The 21,480-nt window shown below is 72.7% G+C and carries 15 protein-coding genes and 1 pseudogene; 3 read left to right on the top strand and 13 right to left on the bottom strand.

Translation table 11 applies throughout. The features are described from left to right. Position 1: 1 nt before the first annotated feature. The 5 genes from AC3EUV_RS34640 to AC3EUV_RS34660 all read right to left on the bottom strand — a co-directional run bounded on the left by AC3EUV_RS34640 (position 2) and on the right by AC3EUV_RS34660 (position 8,975). The gene (locus AC3EUV_RS34640; RefSeq protein WP_432146276.1) at positions 2-1,924 is read right to left on the bottom strand and encodes a non-ribosomal peptide synthetase; all 1,923 of its coding nucleotides are present in this window, start codon (positions 1,922-1,924) and stop codon (positions 2-4) included. After that, positions 1,921-5,121 (bottom strand): non-ribosomal peptide synthetase, encoded by a 3,201-nt coding sequence (locus AC3EUV_RS34645; protein WP_435604637.1) that lies wholly within the window; start codon positions 5,119-5,121, stop codon positions 1,921-1,923. The genes AC3EUV_RS34640 and AC3EUV_RS34645 overlap by 4 nt, the downstream gene beginning before the upstream one ends. A gap of 175 nt (positions 5,122-5,296) precedes the next feature. After that, complete coding sequence (locus tag AC3EUV_RS34650) at positions 5,297-6,592, bottom strand: condensation domain-containing protein (protein WP_435604638.1); 1,296 nt, start codon at positions 6,590-6,592, stop codon at positions 5,297-5,299. Positions 6,593-6,706: 114 nt separating this feature from the next. After that, positions 6,707-8,014, bottom strand: coding sequence for an MFS transporter (locus AC3EUV_RS34655; protein WP_432146273.1), 1,308 nt, complete (start codon positions 8,012-8,014; stop codon positions 6,707-6,709). A 385-nt stretch (positions 8,015-8,399) separates the two neighbouring features. Next, entirely contained in the window at positions 8,400-8,975 is a 576-nt protein-coding gene (locus AC3EUV_RS34660) for a TetR/AcrR family transcriptional regulator (RefSeq protein WP_432146272.1), read from the bottom strand. A 93-nt stretch (positions 8,976-9,068) separates the two neighbouring features. Between AC3EUV_RS34660 and AC3EUV_RS34665 the strand changes: the two genes are divergently transcribed. Then, positions 9,069-10,238, top strand: coding sequence for an agmatine deiminase family protein (locus AC3EUV_RS34665; RefSeq protein WP_435604639.1), 1,170 nt, complete (start codon positions 9,069-9,071; stop codon positions 10,236-10,238). A 74-nt stretch (positions 10,239-10,312) separates the two neighbouring features. On the opposite strand, the gene AC3EUV_RS34670 is transcribed toward AC3EUV_RS34665, so the two are convergent. From AC3EUV_RS34670 to AC3EUV_RS34685, 4 genes are read right to left on the bottom strand one after another with little or no spacing between them, the layout of a single operon-like run. After that, a complete protein-coding gene (locus tag AC3EUV_RS34670) occupies positions 10,313-11,134 on the bottom strand; it encodes a class I SAM-dependent methyltransferase (protein WP_432146270.1) in 822 nt (273 codons plus the stop codon). Positions 11,135-11,156: 22 nt separating this feature from the next. Beyond that, positions 11,157-12,482 (bottom strand): MFS transporter, encoded by a 1,326-nt coding sequence (locus AC3EUV_RS34675; RefSeq protein WP_432146269.1) that lies wholly within the window; start codon positions 12,480-12,482, stop codon positions 11,157-11,159. Beyond that, positions 12,479-14,494, bottom strand: a complete 2,016-nt coding sequence (locus AC3EUV_RS34680; RefSeq protein WP_435604640.1) for a PEP/pyruvate-binding domain-containing protein — start codon at positions 14,492-14,494, stop codon at positions 12,479-12,481. Before AC3EUV_RS34680 ends, AC3EUV_RS34675 begins: the two co-directional genes overlap by 4 nt. Further along, a complete protein-coding gene (locus AC3EUV_RS34685) occupies positions 14,491-15,867 on the bottom strand; it encodes an ATP-grasp domain-containing protein (protein ID WP_435604641.1) in 1,377 nt (458 codons plus the stop codon). The genes AC3EUV_RS34680 and AC3EUV_RS34685 overlap by 4 nt, the downstream gene beginning before the upstream one ends. A 341-nt stretch (positions 15,868-16,208) precedes the next feature. Here AC3EUV_RS34685 and AC3EUV_RS34690 point away from each other — a divergent pair, with 341 nt between their 5' ends. Beyond that, positions 16,209-17,492 carry a PAS domain-containing protein gene (locus AC3EUV_RS34690; protein ID WP_432146266.1) on the top strand — a complete coding sequence of 428 codons (1,284 nt, stop codon included), beginning with the start codon at positions 16,209-16,211 and terminating at the stop codon, positions 17,490-17,492. A gap of 157 nt (positions 17,493-17,649) precedes the next feature. Then, positions 17,650-18,051 carry a hypothetical protein gene (locus AC3EUV_RS34695; RefSeq protein ID WP_432146301.1) on the top strand — a complete coding sequence of 134 codons (402 nt, stop codon included), beginning with the start codon at positions 17,650-17,652 and terminating at the stop codon, positions 18,049-18,051. Between the two features lie 144 nt (positions 18,052-18,195). Here AC3EUV_RS34695 and AC3EUV_RS34700 read toward each other — a convergent pair whose 3' ends face one another. From AC3EUV_RS34700 to AC3EUV_RS34715, 4 genes and pseudogenes are all read right to left on the bottom strand, one after another. Further along, entirely contained in the window at positions 18,196-18,564 is a 369-nt protein-coding gene (locus AC3EUV_RS34700) for a hypothetical protein (RefSeq protein WP_432146265.1), read from the bottom strand. A 200-nt stretch (positions 18,565-18,764) separates the two neighbouring features. Next, positions 18,765-19,637 carry an HpcH/HpaI aldolase/citrate lyase family protein gene (locus tag AC3EUV_RS34705; protein ID WP_432146264.1) on the bottom strand — a complete coding sequence of 291 codons (873 nt, stop codon included), beginning with the start codon at positions 19,635-19,637 and terminating at the stop codon, positions 18,765-18,767. Between the two features lie 5 nt (positions 19,638-19,642). Continuing rightward, positions 19,643-20,704 carry an HpcH/HpaI aldolase/citrate lyase family protein gene (locus AC3EUV_RS34710; protein ID WP_435604642.1) on the bottom strand — a complete coding sequence of 354 codons (1,062 nt, stop codon included), beginning with the start codon at positions 20,702-20,704 and terminating at the stop codon, positions 19,643-19,645. A gap of 202 nt (positions 20,705-20,906) precedes the next feature. Next, positions 20,907-21,480, bottom strand: a pseudogene (locus AC3EUV_RS34715) (glycosyl hydrolase family 28-related protein); the annotation flags it as partial.

Genomic DNA, 21,480 nt, shown 5'->3' on the forward strand with positions numbered 1-21,480 from the left:
GTCAGGCACCTGCCGGCTGCCGGGCGGCACGCTCATCGACGAGCCGGGCCACGGCGCGCAGATCGGGCTGGCGGAGCAGCTCGGGGGCGCGCAGCCGGATCCCGCTGTCCTTCTCGATGACGGTCAGCAGCCGGGCGGCGAGCACGGAGGTGCCGCCGGCCGCGGTGAAGTTGTCCGCCAGGGAGATCCCGGGCCGGCCGAGCAGATCACGGGCGGCGCTCAGCACGAGCCGCTCACCGGGGGTGGCACCGGAGGACCCGGCACCGTCCGGGGCGCTCCCGTCCGGGGTGGCGCCGGGGCGGAACGTGCTGGACTCGGCCGCCCGCCGGGTCAGTTCGGCGCGGTCCACCTTGCCGTTGGCATCCAGCGGGAAGGAGTCCACGATCCGGACGTCCGAGGGAACGGCCTGCTCGGGCAGCCAGGTCCGCAGGGCCGGCAGCAGGTCGTCCGCCGTGAGCCCGGCGCCGGCCGCCGCCCGTACGTACGCCACCAGGCGGGCCCGGCCGTCGGCGGTGCGCGGCGCGGTGACGACGGCGCTCAGGACCGCCGGGTCCTGCTCGAACGCGGCCTCCACCTCGGCCGGTTCGATCCGCACCCCGCTGATCTTGACCTGGTCGTCGAGACGGCCGAGGAACTCCAGCCGCCCGTCGGCCGGCATCCGCACCCGGTCCCCGGTGCGGTACACCCGCTCCACCCCCGGCAGATCGAGGCCCTCGGGCACGGCGGTGAAGCGGCGCGCGGTCAGCTCGGGGTCCAGATAGCCGAGCGCCAGCCCGCTGCCGCCGATGAGGAGTTCGCCCTCCGTACCGCGCTCGACGGGCCGGCCCTCCGGGTCAGCGACGATCACGGTCACGCCCGGTACGGGGCGACCGATCGGCGGCGCGGAGTCCGTGCCCGCCGCGCTGTCCGTGCCGTGCATGGCGTAGGTGGTGGCGACCACGGTCGCCTCGGCCGGGCCGTAGGCGTTGTGGACGGTGGCGGTCACCTCCGCGCCGGGGTGGCGGCGCATCCGGTCACCGCCGACGATCAGATGACGCAGCCTCAGGTCCTGCGGCCAGGGCCGGTCCAGCAGCGGCTCGACCATCGGGGTCGCCGCTATCGCCACCGACAACCCGGCGCTGCGCCACCAGTCGGCGAGCACCACGGAGTCCCAGCGGACCTCGTCCGGCGCGGGCACCAGCGCCGCTCCGGACGTCAGCCCGGCCCACAGCTCCAGCAGATGGGGGTCGAACGCGACGCCGATCAGCAGCGAATGCCGGTCACCGGGGCCGAGCCCGGTCGTGGCGCGGTACCAGTCCAGCAGCCCGCCGAGCGCGGGCTCACCGACGGCCACCGCCTTGGGGCGGCCGGTGGAGCCCGAGGTCAGCACGGCGTAGAACGCCCCGGCGGGCGCGGAGTGCGCGGTGGCACCGGGCGCGGCGAAGGCCGCCACGACCGTGGCGGTGGCATTGGCCCCCTCGCCGGGCAGTGCCAGCTCCAGCCGGTCGCCCGCCCGGTGCCGGGGCGGCAGCAGCGCGGGATCGCCGATCAGACAGCCGACGTTCAGATCCTCGGTGACGGCCTCGGTGCGGCGCTCCCCGGGACGGGGCCCCAGCGGCAGATAGACGGCGCCGATCCTGGCGAGCGCGACGGCGGTCACCACGAGGGCGGCCGAGCGGTCCAGGCAGACGCCGACCAGGTCCCCGGGCCTCACCCGGGCACGCAGCGCGGCGGCGGCCTCGTCGGCGGCCTCGCCGATCTGCCGGTACGTCCAGCTGTGCGTCCCGTCGATCACCGCGGGCGCGTCGGGGGAGCGGCGCACCCACTCCTCGAAGCGGGCGAGGACCTCGGTCGCGCCGTCGGTGGCGGGACCTGCGCCGTGCGCGATGCTGAGCGCGCCGGCGGTCGTCGGGGCCGCCGTCCGGGCGGTCATCGGCTGGGTCATCGGGACTCCGTCACGGTGGTCGAGGCGGCGGGAACGGGCAGGGTGCGGCCGGCGGCAGCGGTGCCGACGGCGGCGAGTGCGGCGGCCTGGTCGGTCAGCACCGGGTTCTGGAACAGCAGCCGCAGCGGCGGGCGCTGCCCCAGCCGCGGCTCCAGCCAGGAGGCCAGCTGCGCGGCGAGCAGCGAGTGGCCACCGGACCGGAAGAAGTCCGAGGACACCTCGAAGCGGTCGTGACCCAGGGCCTCGCGCCAGCCCTCGACGAGCAGCGCCGTCATCGGATCGGCCGGCTCCACCGGCGGCCCGTCACCGAACTCCCCGTCGGGGGCGGCCGGTTCCAGCGCGGCGGCGCTGCGGGTCAGCGCGGTCCGGTCCGGCTTGCCGCCGGCCAGCCGCGGCATGACGTCGAGCCGGGCCCAGCGCCCCGGGACCAGGGCGCTCGGCAGCCGTCGGCTCAGCTCCGTGTGCAATGCCTGCTCGTCCCACGGCCCGTCCTCGTCCGCGCTCTCCAGGAAGCCGACCAGCCGCGGCCCGCCCGGGGCCTCGCGGTCCAGGACGACGGCGCAGGACCGCCCGCCGAGCGCGGCCGAGGCGGCCGCCTCCACCTCTTCCAGTTCGATGCGGTAACCCCGCAGTTTGATCTGGTGGTCCAGGCGTCCCAGGAAGTACAGCAGCCCGTCGAGGCCCCGGTAGCCGCGGTCACCGGTGAGGTAGACCCGCTCACCGCCGAGCGCCTCGACGCGGCGGAACCGGGCATCGGTGGCCTCGGGGTTGCCCACATAGCCCTCGGCCAACCCGGCCCCGGCGATGGCCAGTTCACCGACCGCGCCGTCCGGCAGCGGCCGGAGGTGGGCGTCCAGGACATGGACCCGCTCGCCCGGCAGCTCGGTACCGAGCGGGATCTCCGCCCCCTCGGTGAGACCGTCCCGGGTGATCTCCTGGACGGTGGAGCTGATCGCGGCCTCGGTGACGCCGTAGACATTGAGCACGGTGCTGTCGGTGTCGGCCAGGAACGCGCGCAGCGCATCCGCCGGCAGACGTTCCCCGCCGAGCACCAGCAGCCGCGGCGCCCAGTGACCGTCCCGCAGCGCGGGGCGCATCTCCTGACGGGTGGCCAGGAAGTAACTGGTGGGCAGATTGGCCACGGTCACCCGGGCGGCGACCAGCAGTTCGGCCAGCTCGGTGCCGGTCGGGACCTCGCGCTCGGGGGCGACCAGGCACGCCCCGGCGTACAGCGACGGCAGCACCTCTTCGAGCGCCACGTCGAACGACGGCTGGGCGAACAGCAGCACCCGGTCACCCGCACCCAGCCCGAACCGCTCGGCCGCGCCGGTCAGATGGTTCTCCAGCGCCGCGCGGCCCACGGCGACGGGTTTGGGGATGCCCGTCGAGCCGGAGGTGTGGATGAGGTACGCGGCACCGGGCACGGTCTCCGCGGCCCGCGCGGGCGGCAGGACCGGGGTGTCGACGGTGGCCGACGGCAGCCCGTCGGGAACGGTGGCGGGAGTGTCCGCCGAGGTCAGCACCAGCGCCGGGCTCAGCCGCTCCAGCAGCAGCGTCAGCCGGGCCGGTGGATCGGACGGCGAGAGCGGGCAGTACACCGCCCCCGTCCGCAGACAGGCCAGCAGCGTCACGACCGAGTCGGCACCGCGGGGCAGCACCGCGGCCACCGGCTGACCGGCGGTCACCCCCGCCGCCAGCATCCGCTGTGCGAGCGAGGCGACCCGGTCCGCCAGGTCGCCGTAGGTGAGCCGGCGGGCGCCGACGAGCAGCGCGGGCAGCGAGCGGTCGTGGGCGGTGGCGGGGTCGAGCGGGTCGTGCCCCGGTGCCTGCGGAGCGGCGGCCGGCAGGGCCGGCACCGCCGGCGGCGGCGCCAGGTCCGCGAGGGCGGTGCCGGGCGCGTCGAGATATGCCCGCAGCAGGTCGAGGAACCGCCCCGCCAGCAGCTTCGCCACGTCCTCGCCGAACAGGTCGGCGTCGTAGTCCCAGACCAGCGTCATGCCCGCTGCGCCGTGCCGGGGACCGACACCACGGCGGTCGTCCGGCAGCAGCACCACGTCCAGGTCGAACCGGGTGGTGCCGGTGTTGAAGCCCTCGAACAGGGTGATGTCCAGGCCGGGCACCTCGATGTCGGGCAGCTCGGCGTCGTGCGCGCTGAACATGACGTCGAACAGCGGGTTGTCCGCCCCCGAGGTGTGCAGCCCGAGTGCGCGGGTCAGCTCCTGGATCGGCACTTCCTGGTGCGGCAGCGCACGGATGAGGGTGTCGGTCACCTCGTCCATGGACTCCTCGGCCGGCGCGGCCGGGTCCAGCCGGAGCGGGAGCGGGATGGTGTTGACGAACATGCCCACGGCGTCCTCGAAACCGCGCGGACGGTTGCCGACCGCGGTGCCGATCACCATCTGCGCGCGGCCGCTGTGCCGGCGCAGCAGCTCGGCGAAGAGCCCGAGGAGCGTGGCGAACGGGGTCAGCCCACGGTCCCGGGCGTGGGCCCGCAGCCGCTCCGCCAGATCCGCACCGATCGACTGGCGTAACTGGCCGCCGTGGTGCCGCCGCCGGGCCCCGGGCCGGGCCAGACCGGGCAGCGGCAGGTCGTAGGACTTCTCCCGCAGCGCCTCGGCCCAGAACTCCAGACCGTCCCGGCGCTCCGCGGTCGCCTCGTCCCCGGACCGGGACCGGACATGGTCGGCGTACGAGGAAGCGGGCGGCAGCTCCACCGGCTCGCCCAGGACGCGGCCCCGGTAGACGGTGAACACGTCCCGCAGCAGGATCGCGAACGAGTGGCCGTCGTGGATCAGATGGTGTTCGACGTGGATGAGCCGGTGCCGCTCGTCCGCCAGCCGTACCAGCGTCCAGCGCAGCAGCGGTGCCTCGTAGGTGTCGAGCGGGGTCTCCGCCTCGGTGCGCAGCAGGTCCTGGAACGCGGCCTCCGGGTCCGCCGCCCCGCTCAGGTCCACCGTGCGCAGCCGCGGCGCACAGGCCGCGGCGACCCGCTGTCCCGGCATCGCCCCGGCGACGGCGACGAGTTCCAGCCGCAGACCGGCGTGCCGGTCGAGGGTGGCGGCGAGTCCGTCGCGCAGCGCGTCGGTGTCGAGCGTGCCCCACAGGTCGAGGGCGGCGGTGAAGTTGTAGGCGCGGCTGCCCGGTTGCACCTGTTCGTGCAGCCAGACGATCTCCTGCGAGGAGGAGAGCGGAAGCATGGGCGATCCCTGAGGTCGTCGGGTCTGATGTGCTCGGCCGGGACATGGTCGGGCCCGGCCTGTGGGGGGTTGCACGGACCGCGCCGCGGATCGCGCGGCAGGTCCGGCGGGGTCGGTTGGTGAGTGCGGGGGCGTTGCCCCGGGTCAGGTCGTGGGCGCGGGGGCGGGCCCCGGGTCAGCCGGCCGTCGGTACGGGTGTCCGCACCGCGTCGGCCAGGGCGCAGAAGGCGCTCTCGGCGGCGTGATCGGGCAGCACCGCGCGGTCCCACACCATGCGCAGCCGCAGCCCGGAGCCCTGGGAGACGGAGACCGCGAAGGGGCCGCGGACCGCCCGGCCGTCGACATGGATCTCCCGGCCGGTCACCCCGCCCAGGCGGAGCGGCGGCTGGCGCCGGGTGTCGTCGACGGTCAGCATGCCGTCGAGCCGGCCGCGCCAGCCGGAGCCGGCCGCGCGGGCGGCGTGCACCACGGCGTCGAAGGGGGTGGCGGCATGGTCCAGGTCGTCCCACCAGGCGGCCGCCGTGGCCGAGGCGGTGGGCGCGTCGCCCGTGGCGGTCGGGAAGACCACGGTGTTGAGGAAACAGCCGAGCACCGGCGCGGCACCGGCCGGTCGGCCGCCCCACGGGTAGCCGAGCGGCACCACATGGCCCGCCCCGTACAGCACCGCCGCCGCCGCGCGACAGGCGTCGAGCAGCTCGGGGAACGGCACCCCGTCGGCGGGCGCGGGCATCCGCAGCACGGCCGAGCCGCTCGGCGGCGCACCGGGGGCGAGGGGCTCCGGCCGGGCCACGGGGGCCTGTTCGCACACCGTGCGCAGGCGCTCGCCCCAGTACGCCATGGCCTCCGGCGCCCCCGCGCGCTCCTCCGCGTCGAGCTGCCGCAGCACGGCGTCCCGGTAGGCGGCCAGCTCGGCCGCGACATCGGCGGGAGCGGGGCCCTCGGCGCCCGGGTCCTCGTCGTAGCCGGCGCCGAGTTCCCCGACGAGCCGGGCCAGCGACTGGCCGTCGCACACGCTGTGGTCCAGTACGACGGCGAGCACCTCCTCCGCGCCCTCCGGACCGTCCGGCACCAGGAACAGCCGCATCGGTGCGCCCTCCGGCGCCCACCGGCCCAGGGCCCGGCGCACTACGGTGGCCGCGTCCTCGCCGGGCGCGCAGGTCTCCTGGATCACAGGGACCTGCGGCCGCTCCAGGCGGAGTACGGGGGCGCCGCGCAGCACGGTGGGCCGGGCACGGAGCACGGGGTGCCGGGCGGCGAGACGGTTCGCGGCCGCCGCGAGGCGTACGGGGTCGACCGTGCCGCGCGGAAAGGCGAAGAACATCGGCACGAGATCCGGCCGCCCATGGGGGTCCATGGCACGCACCAGCGCGAAGCGACGCTGGGCGCCCGTGACGGGCAGCAGGACCGGGGTGCCGTCACCGGCGTCCAACCGCCGGAAACGGGCCAGGTACTGGCTCGTGATGCTGAGCACGTGATCCTCTTTGTCGTGACGGTCGCGCATCGCCAGGGGGCGGTGCGGGTGGGAAGGCCGTGCGCGGAGAGAGAGTGGAGAGAGAAGGTCCGGGCCGGATACGGCGGCCGGCGGTCAGCCGACGGACGCGGGCTCGGCCGGGTCCGTGCTGTCGGCGGGGGAGTCCTCGGCCGCCTCGGCGGCCGGCAGGTCCCGCATCCGGCGCAGCGGGGAGAGCAGCAGCGGCAGCGGCACGAGCAGGAATCCGGCCGCGCACCACGCCAGCGCCGTGCGGGCGCCGAACGCGTCGGCCAGCGCACCGCCGGCCAGGGCACCGAGCGGCAGGGTGCCCCACATCAGGAACCGCAGAGTGGCGTTCATCCGGCCGAGCAGCCGGGGCGGACACAGCGCCTGACGGAAGCTCACCTGCGCGACGTTGTAGACGACCGCGCCGAAGAAGACCACACCGGAGCCGACCGCGAACAGTGCCGCGCCCGCGCCGCGCCCGGAGAGCGGCCACAACAGCGCGAAGGGGCCGGTGGCCAGCGCGGACAGCCAGATGATCCGGGCCTGGCCGAGCCGGGCGGCGAGCCGCCCCGCGCACAGCGCCCCGGCGAGCCCGCCCACCGCCGAGGCGGCCAGTACGAGGCCGACCACGCCCGGCGCCAGCCCGAGCACCCGGACCAGGAAGACGGACTGGGTGGCCATCAGCGTCGCGGTGAAGAAGTTCGCCAGGCCCGTCGTCACCGCGATCACCCGCAGCAGACGGTGCCCGAACACGAACCGCAGCCCCTCACCGATGTCCTGGCGCAGGGACGTCCCCGCGCCGCGCTCCGGGCGGCTCTCGGGCTGCTTGATCCCCCACAGGAACAGCGCCGAGAGCACATAGCCGACCGCGTCGGCGACGATGGCGAGGGAGGCCCCGAGCAGCTGGACGAGACCGCCGCCGAGCCCGGGACCGGCCACCTGCGCCGAGGAACGGATGGTCTCCAGCGCCCCGTTGCCCGCAACCAGCTGATCCTTGGGCAGCAGGTGCGGCACAAAGCTCTGATGCGCCACGTCGAAGAAGACCGTCGCCACACCGGTGACGAGGGCGACGAGATACAGCTGCGCCATCGTCAGCACCCCGGCGACGGCGGCCAGCGGGATGCTGGCCATCGCCACGGCCCGTACGACATCGGCCCGGATCATCAGCGGCAGCTTGCGCATCCGGTCGACCCAGGCCCCGGCCGGCAGTCCGACCAGCAGGAACGCGGCGGTCTCCGCGGCCGTGAGCAACCCCACCTGAAAGGCGGGGGCGTTGAGCTCCAATACCGCGACGAGGGGCAGGGCGACCAGGGTGACCTGGGCGCCGAGTTGGCCGGCCGCGGCACCGGCGAGCAGAAGACGGAAGTCGCGCAGGCGCAGCGGGCCGCTGGCCGCGGGTCGGGGTATGACGGGCATGCGAAGGACCATCGCTGAGCGGCCGATCGATGGTCAAAAACAGATGCACACTTTCGGTCGCCTTTCTTCACTATTTACCCACCAAGACAAAAAATTTTCCGTCAGATACGGCCAACTACCGGAGGACCGCCACCTGTCGTGCTCCTTGGCGGGCGACGGATCCCATGGTGGGGACCGTGTGAGAACGGGCGATCACGCGCAGAGCGTCACGTGCCGGACTCCGACCGAAAACAGTCGTTGATGTCCGCTTATTCACCGAAGCGCTGAGTTCATCCGCTATGGCGGCCGCGCCGGCGCCGTAACCGTGTGGTGGCGGGGCCTTTCACCGGTTCAAACACACGGCTGCCCCCGCCGTGGGGCGGGGGCAGCCGGGGTGCAAGATCGGTCAGACCGGCCGGAGTTCCGTCTCGACGGCGCCGCGGAGCAGCTCATGGGCCCGCTGGAGCGAGGTGGTGCCGCTCAGCCAGCGTTCGCTCAGGCCCTCGACGAGCGCGGTGAGCCGCTCGGCCGCCGCATACGGGTCGGTCCTGGCCCCGTCCGGACCGGCCTCCTGGGCGCGGCGCAGCAGCCCGGCGAGATCGTTCACCCACTCCCGGGTCGCGTCGGCCAGCAGCTCCCGCAGGTCCGGGTCGAAGACGGCGGTGGCACGCAACTCGCCCCAGGCCGCGCTGTTCTCCCTGACCTGGGGGCTGTCCTGGAGCTCCAGCAGCAGCATCTCGGTGAGCTGTACCCGGGGATCGTCGGAGGTCTCCAGCGCGGCGTCCGTGTAGCGGACCGCGCGCCGGCTGATGAACTCCAGGGTGCGGCGCAGCAGTCCGGCGCGGTCCTTGAAGTGGTAGTAGATCAGTGCGGTCGAGACGGCGGCCTCCGCGGAAACCTCCTCGACACGCAGCCCGCGGACGCCCCGCCGGGCGATCAGCCGGGCGGCGGCTTCGAGGATCTGGGTGGGCCTGTCCGGCATCGAATGCTCCCGCTGTCCGAAGAAATCAAGGTGGCTCGGATCCGATCATGCCCTACCATCGTCCTGACCAAATTTTCAGTCAGGGAGTTGACCGTGGAAATATCCCGACGTCAGACACTGCAAGCGGCGGTCGCCACCGCCCTCGGGGGAGCCCTGAGCGGCTGCGGCACACCGGACCGCGACGGGGCCGCACCGCACGGGACCGACGCCGTCCCCGCGGCGGCGCGGCCGGGCGGCGGATGGCGGCTGCCCGACGAGGCGCATCCGCACGAGGCGACCTACCTGTCCTGGCCCAGCCGGCGGATCTGGGGGCCGGACGTCGGCGGAGTGCGCGCCGACATCGCCCGACTCGCCCGGACCGTCGCCGAGTTCGAGCCGGTGCTGCTGCTGGCCGGGGACCGGGACGCGAAGGCCGCGCAGCGGGCTTGCGGGTCCGGGGTGGAGGTCATCCCGACGCCGGTGGACGACCTCTGGATGCGGGACACCGGACCGGTCTTCGTGCTCGGCCCCGACGGCGTCGCCGGTGTCGACCTCAACTTCAACGGCTGGGGCGGCAAGCAGGAGCACGGACATGACCGCCGGGTCGCCCGCGCGGTGCTGGCCGACGGGCGGATCCCGCGGATCAAGGCCCCGCTCGTCAGTGAGGGAGGGGCCGTGGAGGGCGACGGCCGGGGCACCCTGATGGTGGCCGAGAGCTCCCTCGTCAACGACAACCGCAACCCCGGCAAGACCCGCGCGGAGCTGGAGCGGAAGCTCAAGGACCTGTTCGGCGCCACGAAGGTGATCTGGGTGAAGGGCGTCAAGGGCAGGGACATCACGGACTATCACATCGACGCGCTGGCACGGTTCTCCGCGCCCGGCGTCGTGGTCCTCAGCACCCCCGCGAAGGGCGCGCCCCGCACCCCCTTCACCGGCGCCTACGAACAGGCCCGCGGCGTCCTGGACCGGGCCGTCGACGCCCGCGGGAAGCGGATCGAGGTCGTCGAACTGCCCGAGCCGGCGGACTTCGGGCGGCGCGGGAAGGATTTCCTGGCCTGCTACGTCAACTACTACGTGGCCAACGGCGCGGTCGTCATGCCCCGCTTCGGTGACCGGAAGGCGGACAGCCGGGCGGCGGCCGTCCTGCGCGAGCAGTATCCGGGACGGAAGGTGGTTCAGGTGCCGGTCGACAACATCGGCGAGGGCGGGGGCGGAATCCACTGCTCCACCCAGCAACTCCCCACGGCGGAAGGGCAGTCACCGGACCCGGCGCAGCACCGCTGACCGCGCCCCGCCGGCCGACGGACCGGACCGTCCGGCCGGCGGCACGTCAGAAGTGCCCCTCGCGGACGACCTCCTCAGAGGTGCCCCTCCCGGACGGCCTCCTCGGTCCGCCAGCCCCACGCGGTGAGCATCCCGGGGGAGAGGCCGGCGCCGTCGTCCGACGACAGCTCGCGTCCGGCCCGCTCGATCCCGGCCGCGTCCACCTGCCCGGTCGCCAGCAGGGCGTCCCGCGCCCGGTCCCAGGTGTCGGCCCAGAAACGGCTGAGCGGGCTGCCGGGCACCAGCGGGGGGACATGGATCTCGGCGGCCACCCGGCCGAGGCCCTCCTCCCGCAACAGGTACGGATAGTCGGGCACCCAGGAGATGTCCGTGCCGATGGACTGCCGGAGCCCGTGCCACATCGCCCGCATGACCGTGGTGTACGGGGTGGCCGGCGCCCCGGCGGTCGTCAGGTCCACGGCGTCGCTGAGCACCAGCACACCACCGGGCGCGACCAGCGAGGCCAGCTTGGTGATCATGCGGCGCCAGGAGCGCAGATGCATCAGCACGAACCGTGCGTGGACCAGCTGGAACCGGCCGGGGTCGAAGTCCGGCGCGGTGATGTCGGCGGTCAGTGCCGACAGCCCCGGAGTCCGGTCGGCGTCCAGGGACCGGGTGTCACGGTCGACCGCGAGGACCGCCGTGACACCCGCCGACTCCAGCAGCCATCGCGCGACGGTGCCGGTACCCGCGCCCACGTCCAGACAGGACCACCCGGGCCCGGCGCCCAGCGCCGCCAGCCGGGCCGTGCTCACCTCGTCATAGGCGAGCGCGCCCAGGTCGATACGGGCGGCCTCGCCGGTCTCTTCCGGACGGAACAGCCCTTCGCCGTAGCGCCCGGCTCCGGTACCCCGCACGTCCCCAGTATGACGGTGCCGCTCAGGGGTTTCCTGCTGTGGTGACCAGCTCCGTCTCCGGCTCGGCCACCGGAGCGACCTTGCGGCGGCCCGGGGCACGCCGCAGGACCAGTTGGAGGACCACCATCACCACACCGGTGGCCAGCGCGCTGTGCCACAGCAGCGCGTCCAGCCGGCCCGCCGAGAGATAGGCCCCCGCGGCCACCGCCGCCAGCGCACACACACCCCGGTCCACGATGCTCTCGACGGACAGCAGGGTGGCCCGGGGCGCCCCCGCCGGGATGGCGTCGTTCACCAGCTTGCGCTGGAGCGGATAGGCGAAGCCGGTGACCGCGGCGAACACGCACAGCAGGGCCACCACGGTCCACGGCCCGCCCAGCGTGCTGCCCGCCAGCGTGCCCGCCATCGCCAGACTGAGCAGCGACACCCAGGCCACCGGTGACAGCCGTCTGCCGAGCCACTGCGGACGGGCCGAGGCCACCGCCTCCGCGACGGTCATCGCGGCCAGCACCCCGCCGTGCGAACTCTCCGGGATGCCGTGGTCCAGCAGCACCGGCTGGAAGAGGTTGACCTGACAGATACGGGAGAGCGTGAAGACCGCGACGCCCTGCACCATGAGCAGCGCGAGCCAGGGGGTGGCCCACACCCAGCGCAGCGCGGAGACGGCATCGCGCAGGAACACCGGTCCGTCGCGCGACGTCCCCTTGCCGGGGCCGCCGTCCCGGGCCGTCGCCTGCCGCGGCAGCACCACGGCACAGACGAGCGAACCCGCTGCGCTCGCGGCGCTCAGCACATACGGCGTGGGGTGCGCGACGGCCATCAGCGGACCGACCAGCGGCCAGCACAGCACCTTCGCCGCCAGCCCCAGCGCCCGCGCCTGGCCCTCGGCCTTCAGATAGTGCTCGCCCGCCCCCTCGGCCGCCAGGCCGTCGTAGAGATAGGCGCTGGCGGCGCCGGAGGTCAGCGAGCGGCCCGCGGCGATGGCCAGGAAGTGCACCAGGAAGCCGGTGTAGCTGGGCGCGAAGACCGGCGCCAGGTTCGCCGCGGTCATCACGACGGCACCGGCCCGCAGACAGTTGCGGGCACCGATACGGTCGGCCACCATCCCGGTCGGGATCTCGAAGAGGCAGAACGCGACGTAGTAGATGCTCTGGATGCCGAAGATCTCCCCGTCGGAGAGCCCCGCCTCCCGCTGGTAGGCGTAGAAGACCGGCATCCACCACAACAGGTTGAACAGCAGCTGGAAGCCGTTGTTCAGCCGGATGATCCGTCGGGCCCGCGGTGGCAGGGGCGCACCCGCGGGCCGGGACCGGCGGGTGCGCAGCGGGCCGGTGAACCGGCGGATCACAGCGAGTAGGGGCGGATCTGGACCAGGCGGAAGTCCCCCTGATCGGTCATCAGCCACTCGATGTCGAGCGGATGGTCCACGTCGGTGTCGCTGAAGTGGGACTGGAGCAGCCGCCCGGTCAGCGCCAGCCGCGCCAGCTTGTCCCGGGTGTCCACGGGCAGATCCTGGCCGGACGAACCGAGCGCGACGGTACGGCCGCCGCCCTCCACCGTGTTGTACAGGTACTGGAGCGGCAGCGTCGTGCCGTCGACGACCGTCTCGGGTGAGCCGGGGGAGCAGTTGAGGTAGACGTTGCGGAAGTCCTCGCGCCGGGTCGGATTGCAGGTGACCAGCACACCGCCGAGGTCAGCGGGCACATACTCCTGGATGATCACGCCCATGTACGTGTCGTCGAGGGAGATGCCCGCCTGGTGGCGCAGCCGGACACTGCGCGGCGACAGCAGGGAGGCCCACACCTGGCGTACCGCGTCCAGGAGTTCGTCCGCGCCGTGGACCGTGGTGATCGACTCGTAGACCCCGGCCGCGGAGAACCCGGGCAGGTCCTCGGCGTTGGAGGAGGACCGCACCACCAGACGCCGGCCGGTGGCCGGGCCGCCGGGCAGCGCCTGGGTGATCTGGCGGCTCACGTCCTCGGGCAGCGGGGTGTTCCGGATGAGCTGCTGCAAATGCAAACAGAGCGCGTCCAGCACGTCGACGGCGTCGAGTTCGAGCGCCATCTTGAGCTTGCCCAGGCCCTGCTGCACGGCCGGCGAGGACGTCAGGAAGCGGTGCTGAAGGGCGAAGGGCAGGGCGACCCCGTGGGGCGCCGCGATGACCCCGCCCACGAAGTCGGCCGCCGCGGCACGCAGTTCCCCGGGCGTCGCGTCCTTGGCGCCGAGGCGGGCCGCGAGGTGGCCGTAGAGGTCGGCGCGCGGCGGCCTGGGCTGTCCGTAGAAGGCGGTGAGGTCGGCGGTACGGCTGTCGAGGACGTGATGGAGCTCGCCGAGGTTGGCGGCCTTGGTCCCGTACCGGTCCCGGTCGGCGCGGCGCAGCCGGTGCAGCCACAGCGCCGGTACGTCCTCCAGCAGCGGGGGCTCCATCCGGATCCGCTGCTGGTGCCAGGCCGGGGCCTCCAGCGTCGGGGCGTGGGCCAGCGGGACGAGGGTGATCTCGTCGTCCTGGACCCGGTAGCGGACCCAGGCACCGTCGAGGACGTCCGCGTCGACCATCCGCTCCAGGTCACGGACGATCGCGTTGGGGATGCCCCAGCCGGAGGCCAGGACATTGGTGTGCGAGAGCGGGGTGCCCGGCGAGGTGTTGAGGAAGCCGGCCACCCGCGGCACATCGTCCGGCAGACACGGCATGGCCACGATGTCGGACCAGTCGAGCCCGTCGGCCGCGGCCGCGTACTCCTCAAGGGTCCGGAAGTAGCGGAGCCGGCCGACGGCCTCCCCCGGGTTGAGCGGGGTGCGGGTGCGGTTGCCGAACAGCTGATGGCCGAGGATCCGCGGCACCCGTACGTCGCTGATCGCGGCGAGTTCGTGCTCCTGCCCGTGGTTCGCCGGCTTCAGCAGCAGCGGCAGCCGGCCGTCGACCCGGTGCCGGACGAAGGTGTAGAACTCCTCCAGCAGCCGGCCGTTCATGGTGTCGGCCTCGGTGGTCTCCAGCACGAGGAAGGGCCGCTCCCGGCCCTCGGTGTCCTCATCGGTGTGCAGCGAGAGCACACCCAGCAGGAAGCGGCGCTCGGGGTCCATGTAGACCGAGGCGTTGAAGGCGTCCAGGCAGGAGTCCAGCTCCGTCAGTTCCATGCCCAGGACGCGGGTGGCGATGTAGTTGACGTGGAAGGGGTGGACGGCGGTGTCGAGCAGATGCCAGGTGTCCTCGATCCGGTCCACCACGACCTTGAGGTACGGGTGACCGGCCAGCACACCCGAGAGCGTGCGGAACAGCGGCAGGGAGAGGTTCTCACCGATGACGGTGCGGTCGGTGACCGGGCCGGGGGCGCCGGCGGGCAGAACGGCGGTGGTGGTCATGCGTGCACCTCCGTGGTGGGGCCGGCCGTGGGGAGCACCTGGGGCAGGGCGTCCACCAGGTTCCGGAAGTCATGGATCACGGTCTCCGGGTCGGTGGCGGACAACAGGCACAGCGCCGCCATGGTGTTGGCGCCCGCGGCCGGGTCGTACACCGGCACCGGCGCCCCGTCCGGGAGCGAGTTCTCGGCGACCACGGACAGATGACTGCCGGCGCTCAGCGGCACCGCGTCCCGCACCGTCGGGAAGTCCCAGACCCGCTGGTCCGGCCAGGCCGCACCGGCGCCGTCGACGGCCAGCACGACCAGGGAACCGGCCGCGCCGTGCGCCTCCTGCGGGGTGCGCACCTCGGCGGGCCAGGAGACCGGCCGCCCCAGCAGATGGTCGGTGAGCATGCCGATCAGGTCCAGGCCGAAGACCTCCTCGATCTGCGGGACGGTCATCGCCCCGCCGAACCGGGCGGCGGTCTCGATCACCCACATCTGCCCGTCCGCGCCGAGCTTGATCTCGGTGTGCGTACCGCAGTTCTGCAACCCCAGCGCATCGACGGCCTCGCGCGCCAGGGCCACGATGCGCCGCTGGGCGTCGTGCGGCAGCGCGGCCGGGGTGATCCCGGCACGTTCGGTGAACGGCTCCACCGTCGGCATCCGCCCGCTGAGGCAGACCGGACGGAAGTCGCCGTTCACGACGACGCCTTCGACACTGACGTAGTCGCCCCAGCCCTCCTGGTCGAACCACCCGGTGGCGGTGCCCGGCACGATCTCCTCGACGAGGAAGTCGGCCCCGGCGTCGGCCACATGCAGCTCGGCGTAACCCAGTTGGGCGGATTCGGCCATCACTTCCCGGGCCCGTTCCCAGGCCGCCGGTACGTCCTCGGCGGAGCGCAGAGTCCGGTGGGCGGTGGAGCCGGCGCTCCAGGCGGCCTTCAACAGCAGGGGGAAGCGGAGCGCGGCGGCCGCGTCGTGCAGATCCTGTGCGGTGGCGACCGGCCGGAACCGGGGCTGGGAGATGCCCTGTTCCTGCCAGGTGCGCCGCATCATCCGCTTGTCGCGGGCCAGGGCACAGCAGCTGCCCGCGCCGGCCAGGCCCAGCTTCTCGCAGGCCTCCGCGACCGCGACGACGGCGTACTCGGAGAACGTGACGACCGCGTCCGCGCCCACCGCCTGGGCCCGGGAGACGATCAGGGACACCAGGTCGCGCCGTTCGGACTCGGCGGGGCACAGCACCGAAGCACACAGCCGGTCCGCGGACGCGGCCACGGTGGGAGGGAGCGCGCTGAGCGCCAGCAGGTGCACTGCCGACCGTGCGGCGACCCGTGACAGGGCGTACCCCAAGGGCGGACCACCCTTGGCATACACGAACAGCACCTTGCTCACTGGAATCCGACTCCTTTTCATACGTGGGAACCATCGGAACGGCTGGCAGCGCCCGGCCCCCCGGATCCGAACGCCGTTCCCTCTAGCGAAGCAGCCGTGCGGCCCACCGTTCCCCTCTTCGGGCCGCAACCGCTCAGGCAAATGCCAGAGTTGTGGATACCGTCATGCCGTCGTGAAGGTTCCGTGATGCCGTATGGCATCTCCGCAGCGCAGCAGATGTGAACGCGCGGATATCGCCAGATCGGCCGAGAACCGGGCATGCCTGCCCACGCCGGGGGATACGCATGGCGATGGCGCGCCGTCCGAAACCCGTTGATCTCACCACCACTAAGGGGCCCGTCGTGGACGAGACCAGTCTGAAGTCGCTGCTCGAACACCTTCCGGTGTCCTGGTGGGAGGCCGACCGTGAGCTACGCGTGATCGACAGCGGCGGAGGCGCCTTCGACGACACGGTGACCGCCCAGCGGTTCCTCGACACCGTCCGCAAGGAACTCGCCGGGCCGGCCGAGACACCCGAAATCAGCCATTGGCAGGCCCAGTTCGACGGCCGGGTCTTCGATGTGAACTGGCCGCTCGGCGTCCCCCGGCAGGGCCGCTCCCGTGGACTGGCGGTGGAAGTCGGCCCCCAAACGGCCGGCCCCCGCCGCTACGACGCCTTCGCGGACCTCGCCCCCGCCGCGGCCTTCATCCGGGACGGGAACGGGCGCTACCTCTGGGCGAACCACGCCTACGCCCACCTGTACGGCACCACACCGGAGCACATCATCGGCAAGGACGTCACCGACGTCGACGGCCCGGCCGACGCCGACCGGGTCCTGAGCCTGGACCGGGAGGTGCTCGAACGCGGCAAACCGGTCCGGCACACCCTCACCTACCACCGCTTCGACGGCACCGGCGGCCAGGCGGTCGGCCATCGCTTCCCTGTCCGGGAAGGCAGCCGGCGGTGTGTGGCGGGCATCTACATCGACATCAGCGACTACACCCGCGCCCTGCGCCAGCGCCGGGAGGCCGAGGAGAGCCTGCATGCGCTGCGCGATCACAGCGGACTGCCGTGCGCCCTGATCTCCGCGGGCGGACGCATCCAGCAGGCCAGCGCCGCGGCCGCCGAACTGCTGCGGACCCGGCTCTCCGACCTGGTCGGCCGCCGTGCGCACACCGTGCTCGGCCCGACGCCGGAATTACCGGGGCTGCACCGCAGCTGGCTCGATCTCATAGCCCGGCGCAGCCGGCGCATCCAGACGACCGTGGTGCTCACGGACGCCCGCGGTCAGCAGCGCCGCGCCCGGCTGCATCTGACCACGGTGGGCCGGAGCGCGGACCGCGCCACCAGTGTCTGGGCGATCGTCACCCACCAGGGGCTCGCACACGATCCCCATCCACCACTGACGGCAAGTCAGGTACGCATCCTGTCCCTGCTGGCCGCCGGCCACAGCAACGCGGAGATCGCCACGTCCCTGCACCTCTCCCGGCAGACCGTGGACTACCACCTCAGCCGGCTGCGCGACCTCCTGGACGCCCCGACCCGACCCGCCCTCGTGGCCCGTGCCTATGTCCTGGGCATCCTCGCCCCCCAGTCCTGGCCGCCCCGCTCGGCGACGGCCTGCCATCCGCACAGCGTCACCTGACGCCCCGCCGTCACCTCGGGAGTATGGGCCACCCGGCTGATTGTGGCCGCCAGGGGTTTCCTCCCCGCGGGTTGAACGCCGGTGCGGGCCGGCCGCGGCAGCACGATACGTCTGGCATCGGACGGATGAAGAGGCGAGGAGCGTCGTGAGAAGAATTGTGCAGGCGGGAACGGTCGTCGGGGCGTGCGGGCTGGTGCTGTTCGGCGGCGGGGCGGCCCAGGCGGTGACGCTTCCGGACTCGCTGCTCTCCACGGTGGCGGACGCCGATGTGGGCACCCTGAACGGCACGGTCAACGGGGTGGTCTGCAACAACCGCCTGGGCCAGATCCACTTCAGGTCACCGGTGTTGGCGTCTCCTCACGCCTGTGTGAACGGGCCGGTGCACAGCGGCAACAGCCTGAACAGCGGCAACTTCATCAACCACGGGAACCCGAACAACAGCGGCAACCTCTCCAACACCAACGGAACCACCAACGCTGCCAACTCCGTCACGGGTGCTTCGTCGGGCAGCGGCAACAACGTCCAGCGCGTCCTCGGACTGGGCCTCTTCCACCACTGATCCGCGCCGGGCCGAGAGACCACCGGCACCGCGTCGCACCGGCACCCGGCCGTCCGGCACCGCCGCCCGGAGAGCGTGCTCGCCCGAAGCCGCTCCGGCACCGGAACGCCCGGGACCGGAGCGGCTCACCGCGCACCCACCGTCTCACTCGCGGTGGTGGTGGATATGCTGCTCGTTGTTGCCGGACTTGGTCGCCGTGCCGGTCGTGCCGCCCGTGTCGTCGTTGGTGTTCGCGTTGGTGTTGGTCGGGCTGCCGCTGTTGCTGACGGTGCCGGAGACATGGACGTTCTGCGATCTCCTGAAATTGCCGCTGAGCACCGGGCCGTTGATACAGAATCTGGCCCGGTGCGCGCAGCGGAATCTGGCGTCGAAGCGGGCGACGGTGTCGCTGTTCGAGACCCCGTCGCCGCCGGCCGGCGCGGCCCACGCCAGGCTGGGCGAGACCGTACCCGCGGCCAGGAGCAGACCGCAGGCTCCTGCCATCACGACATTGACGCGTGCCGATTTCTTCACTCTGTGCTCCTGCACTCATGGTGGGAACCCCGGGGATCTTGCTATCCCGGATGCCCCGCACCACCAAGCCTGAGCAACGGCCGGTCCCGATTGTTCACCCTGTCCGATTATGGGATTCACCGTGACGGCCCTGAAAACCGCGCCGCCCTTCCCGCGGGCGCGGGAAGGGCGCGAGCCAGGCAGGACCTCGCGGACCCGCCCTACCGTCCGGCGATCGCCTCTGCGAGGGCGAGAATCCGGCGGGCGTCCTCGACATGCAGGTTCTCGATCATCCGGCCGTCGACGGTGACCACACCGCGCCTCTCGCGGGTCGCCTCGTCGAAGGCGTCAATGACCTTCCGCGCGTGGGCGATCTGGTCGGCGGACGGGGCGAAGGCCCGGTTGCACGGTTCGACCTGCGAGGGATGGATGAGCGTCTTTCCGTCGAACCCGAACTGCCGGCCCTGCACGCACTCGGCCTCGAACCCCTCGGCGTTCTTCACGTCGTTGTAGACGCCGTCCAGGATCGCCTTGCCGGTGTCACGCGCGGCCAGCAGCGCCAGGGACAGTCCGGTCAGCAGCGGGGCCCGGCCGGGAACATGCTCGGCGTGCAACTCCTTCGCCAGGTCGTTGGTGCCCATCACCAGCACGGTGAGGCGTTCGCTGGCGGCGGCGACGGCACGGGCGTTCAGCATCGCGCGCGGGGTCTCGACCATGGCCCAGATGGCCGTCCGGTCCGGAGCGCCGGCGGCTTCGAGCGCCCGCTCGACCTCCCGCACGGTGTCGGCGGAGTCCACCTTGGGCACCACCACCGCGTCCGGACCGGCCTCGGCGGCGGCCCGGAGGTCGTCGGCGTGCCAGGCGGTGCCGGGCCCGTTGACCCGGATCGTCACCTCCCGGTAGCCGTATTCCCCCGAGGCCGCGGCGGCCGCGACCCGCTTGCGGGCGTCCGCCTTCGCATCGGGGGCGACGGCGTCCTCCAGGTCGAGGATCAGCGCGTCGGCGGGCAGGGACTTGGCCTTTTCCAGGGCGCGTTCATTGGCACCGGGCATGTAGAGCACGGAGCGGCGCGGTCGCAGGATCGCGTCGGACACGGGTCTTACTCCTTTTCGGCCGCGGCGTAGGCGTCGCGCAGCTCGGGGTCGCGGGCGGCGAGGGCATCGGCGAGTTCGGCGACCACCTGGCACTGCTTGTACGTGGCGTCGTCCTGCATCTTGCCGTCGATCATCACCGCGCCGGTGCCGTCGCCCATCGCCTCGATGACCCGGCGGGCCCAGGCGACATCGGCGGGTGCGGGGGAGAAGACCTTCTTGGCGATGGCGATCTGCACCGGGTGCAGGCTCCAGGCGCCGACGCAGCCCAGCAGGAAGGCGTTGCGGAACTGGTCCTCGCAGGCGGTGACGTCCTTGATGTCACCGAACGGCCCGTAGTACGGCAGGATGCCGTGCGCCGCACAGGCGTCGACCATCCGCGCCAGGGTGTAGTGCCACAGGTCCTGCTGGAAGGTGGCCCGCGGCGCGTCGGCGTCCGTGTCGTGCGGATCCTCCCGCACCAGGTAGCCGGGGTGTCCGCCGCCGACCCGGGTGGTCTTCATCCGGCGGCTGGCGGCGAGGTCGGCGGGGCCGAGCGAGATGCCCTGCATCCGGGGGCTGGCTCCGGCGATCTCCTCCACGTTGGCGACGCCGGTGGCGGTCTCCAGGATGGCGTGCACCAGGATCGGCCGCTGGATCCGTGCCTTCGCCTCCAGCTGGGCGAGCAGCCGGTCGACGTAGTGGATGTCCTCGGCGCCCTCGACCTTGGGCACCATGATGACGTCCAGCTTGTCGCCGATCTCGGTGACCAGCGTCAGCAGATCGTCCAGCGCCCACGGCGAGTCCAGGCTGTTGACCCGGGTCCACAGCTGGGTGTCGCCGAAGTCCGTGGCCTTGGCGATCTTCACCAGACCCGACCGGGCGGCTTCCTTGCGGTCGGCGGCGACCGCGTCCTCCAGATTGCCGAGCAGTACGTCCACGGTGGGCGCGATGGCCGGCACCTTGGCGGCCATCTTCTCGTTGCCCGGGTCGAAGAAGTGGATCATCCGGGACGGCCGGAACGGTACCTCGCGTACCGGTGTGGGCGCCCCGACTGCCAGCGGGCGGAAGAAGTCCTTCGGAGAACGCATGCAGTCTCCCTGGTCGGCTCGGAGGGCGGGCCGCCGCCGGTGCCCGGCGGCGCCCTTGCGGCCCTCACTCTAGGCCCGACCAGCGGCAACATTACTGACCAGTATGTGTGCCGTTGGTCACCGTCGGCGAGGGGGTGGCAGCGGGCACACAGGGCGTCAGCGGCGTTTCCGGACCCCCGGATTCCCGCCCTCCGCGGCCCGTTCAGGCCCCCAGACAGTCGAGGAACTTCACCCGGTCGCCCGCACCCTTGATGAAGTCCTGCGGGGAGTGATTGCGCAGCCGGCACATGTCATAGCGGGCCTTGGGTCCGGCCCCGTCTCCGTCCTGCTCGTAGGAGTGCTGCCCGGACAGCTGGCAGGAGTCGTACCGCACGAGCGGGCCCTGGGAGCCGATGCGGTAGCGATGGGGGCTGCTCTCCTCGGCGAAGGACTTGAAGGCCTGCGCGGTGTCGTCGCAGTCGTTGAAGTGCACCGTGCCGCTGTCCCAGGCGCAGTCGATCACGACGGTGTCCGGGTCGCGCACCTCGAAGCGGATGTCCTCGGCGTGGAAGCGCTGCACGGAGTCGTGGTGCGGACCGCGCGGGAAGCGGAAGAAGGTGCTGGTGTGCCCGTAGTCGCCGGAGTCCTCGGGGCGGCGGCCGGTGACGATGTAGGAACCGCCGCGGCAGGTGATGGAACCGCCGTAGGGGAACTCCAGGAAGTTGCCCCAGGCGTACTCGACCTTCATGTCGTTGAACCAGTAGTTGAGGAACTGGTCCTGCTGGCGGTGGCTCACC

Source organism: Streptomyces sp. bgisy130 (assembly GCF_057708345.1).

Excerpts from the sequence above, each read along its gene's own strand:
- AC3EUV_RS34640 (WP_432146276.1), bottom strand. The coding sequence starts at position 1,924 with ATGACCCAGCCGATGACCGCCCGGACGGCGGCCCCGACGACCGCCGGC.
- AC3EUV_RS34645 (WP_435604637.1), bottom strand. The coding sequence starts at position 5,121 with ATGCTTCCGCTCTCCTCCTCGCAGGAGATCGTCTGGCTGCACGAACAG.
- AC3EUV_RS34655 (WP_432146273.1), bottom strand. The coding sequence starts at position 8,014 with ATGCCCGTCATACCCCGACCCGCGGCCAGCGGCCCGCTGCGCCTGCGC.
- AC3EUV_RS34660 (WP_432146272.1), bottom strand. The coding sequence starts at position 8,975 with ATGCCGGACAGGCCCACCCAGATCCTCGAAGCCGCCGCCCGGCTGATC.
- AC3EUV_RS34680 (WP_435604640.1), bottom strand. The coding sequence starts at position 14,494 with ATGACCACCACCGCCGTTCTGCCCGCCGGCGCCCCCGGCCCGGTCACC.
- AC3EUV_RS34710 (WP_435604642.1), bottom strand. The coding sequence starts at position 20,704 with ATGCGTTCTCCGAAGGACTTCTTCCGCCCGCTGGCAGTCGGGGCGCCC.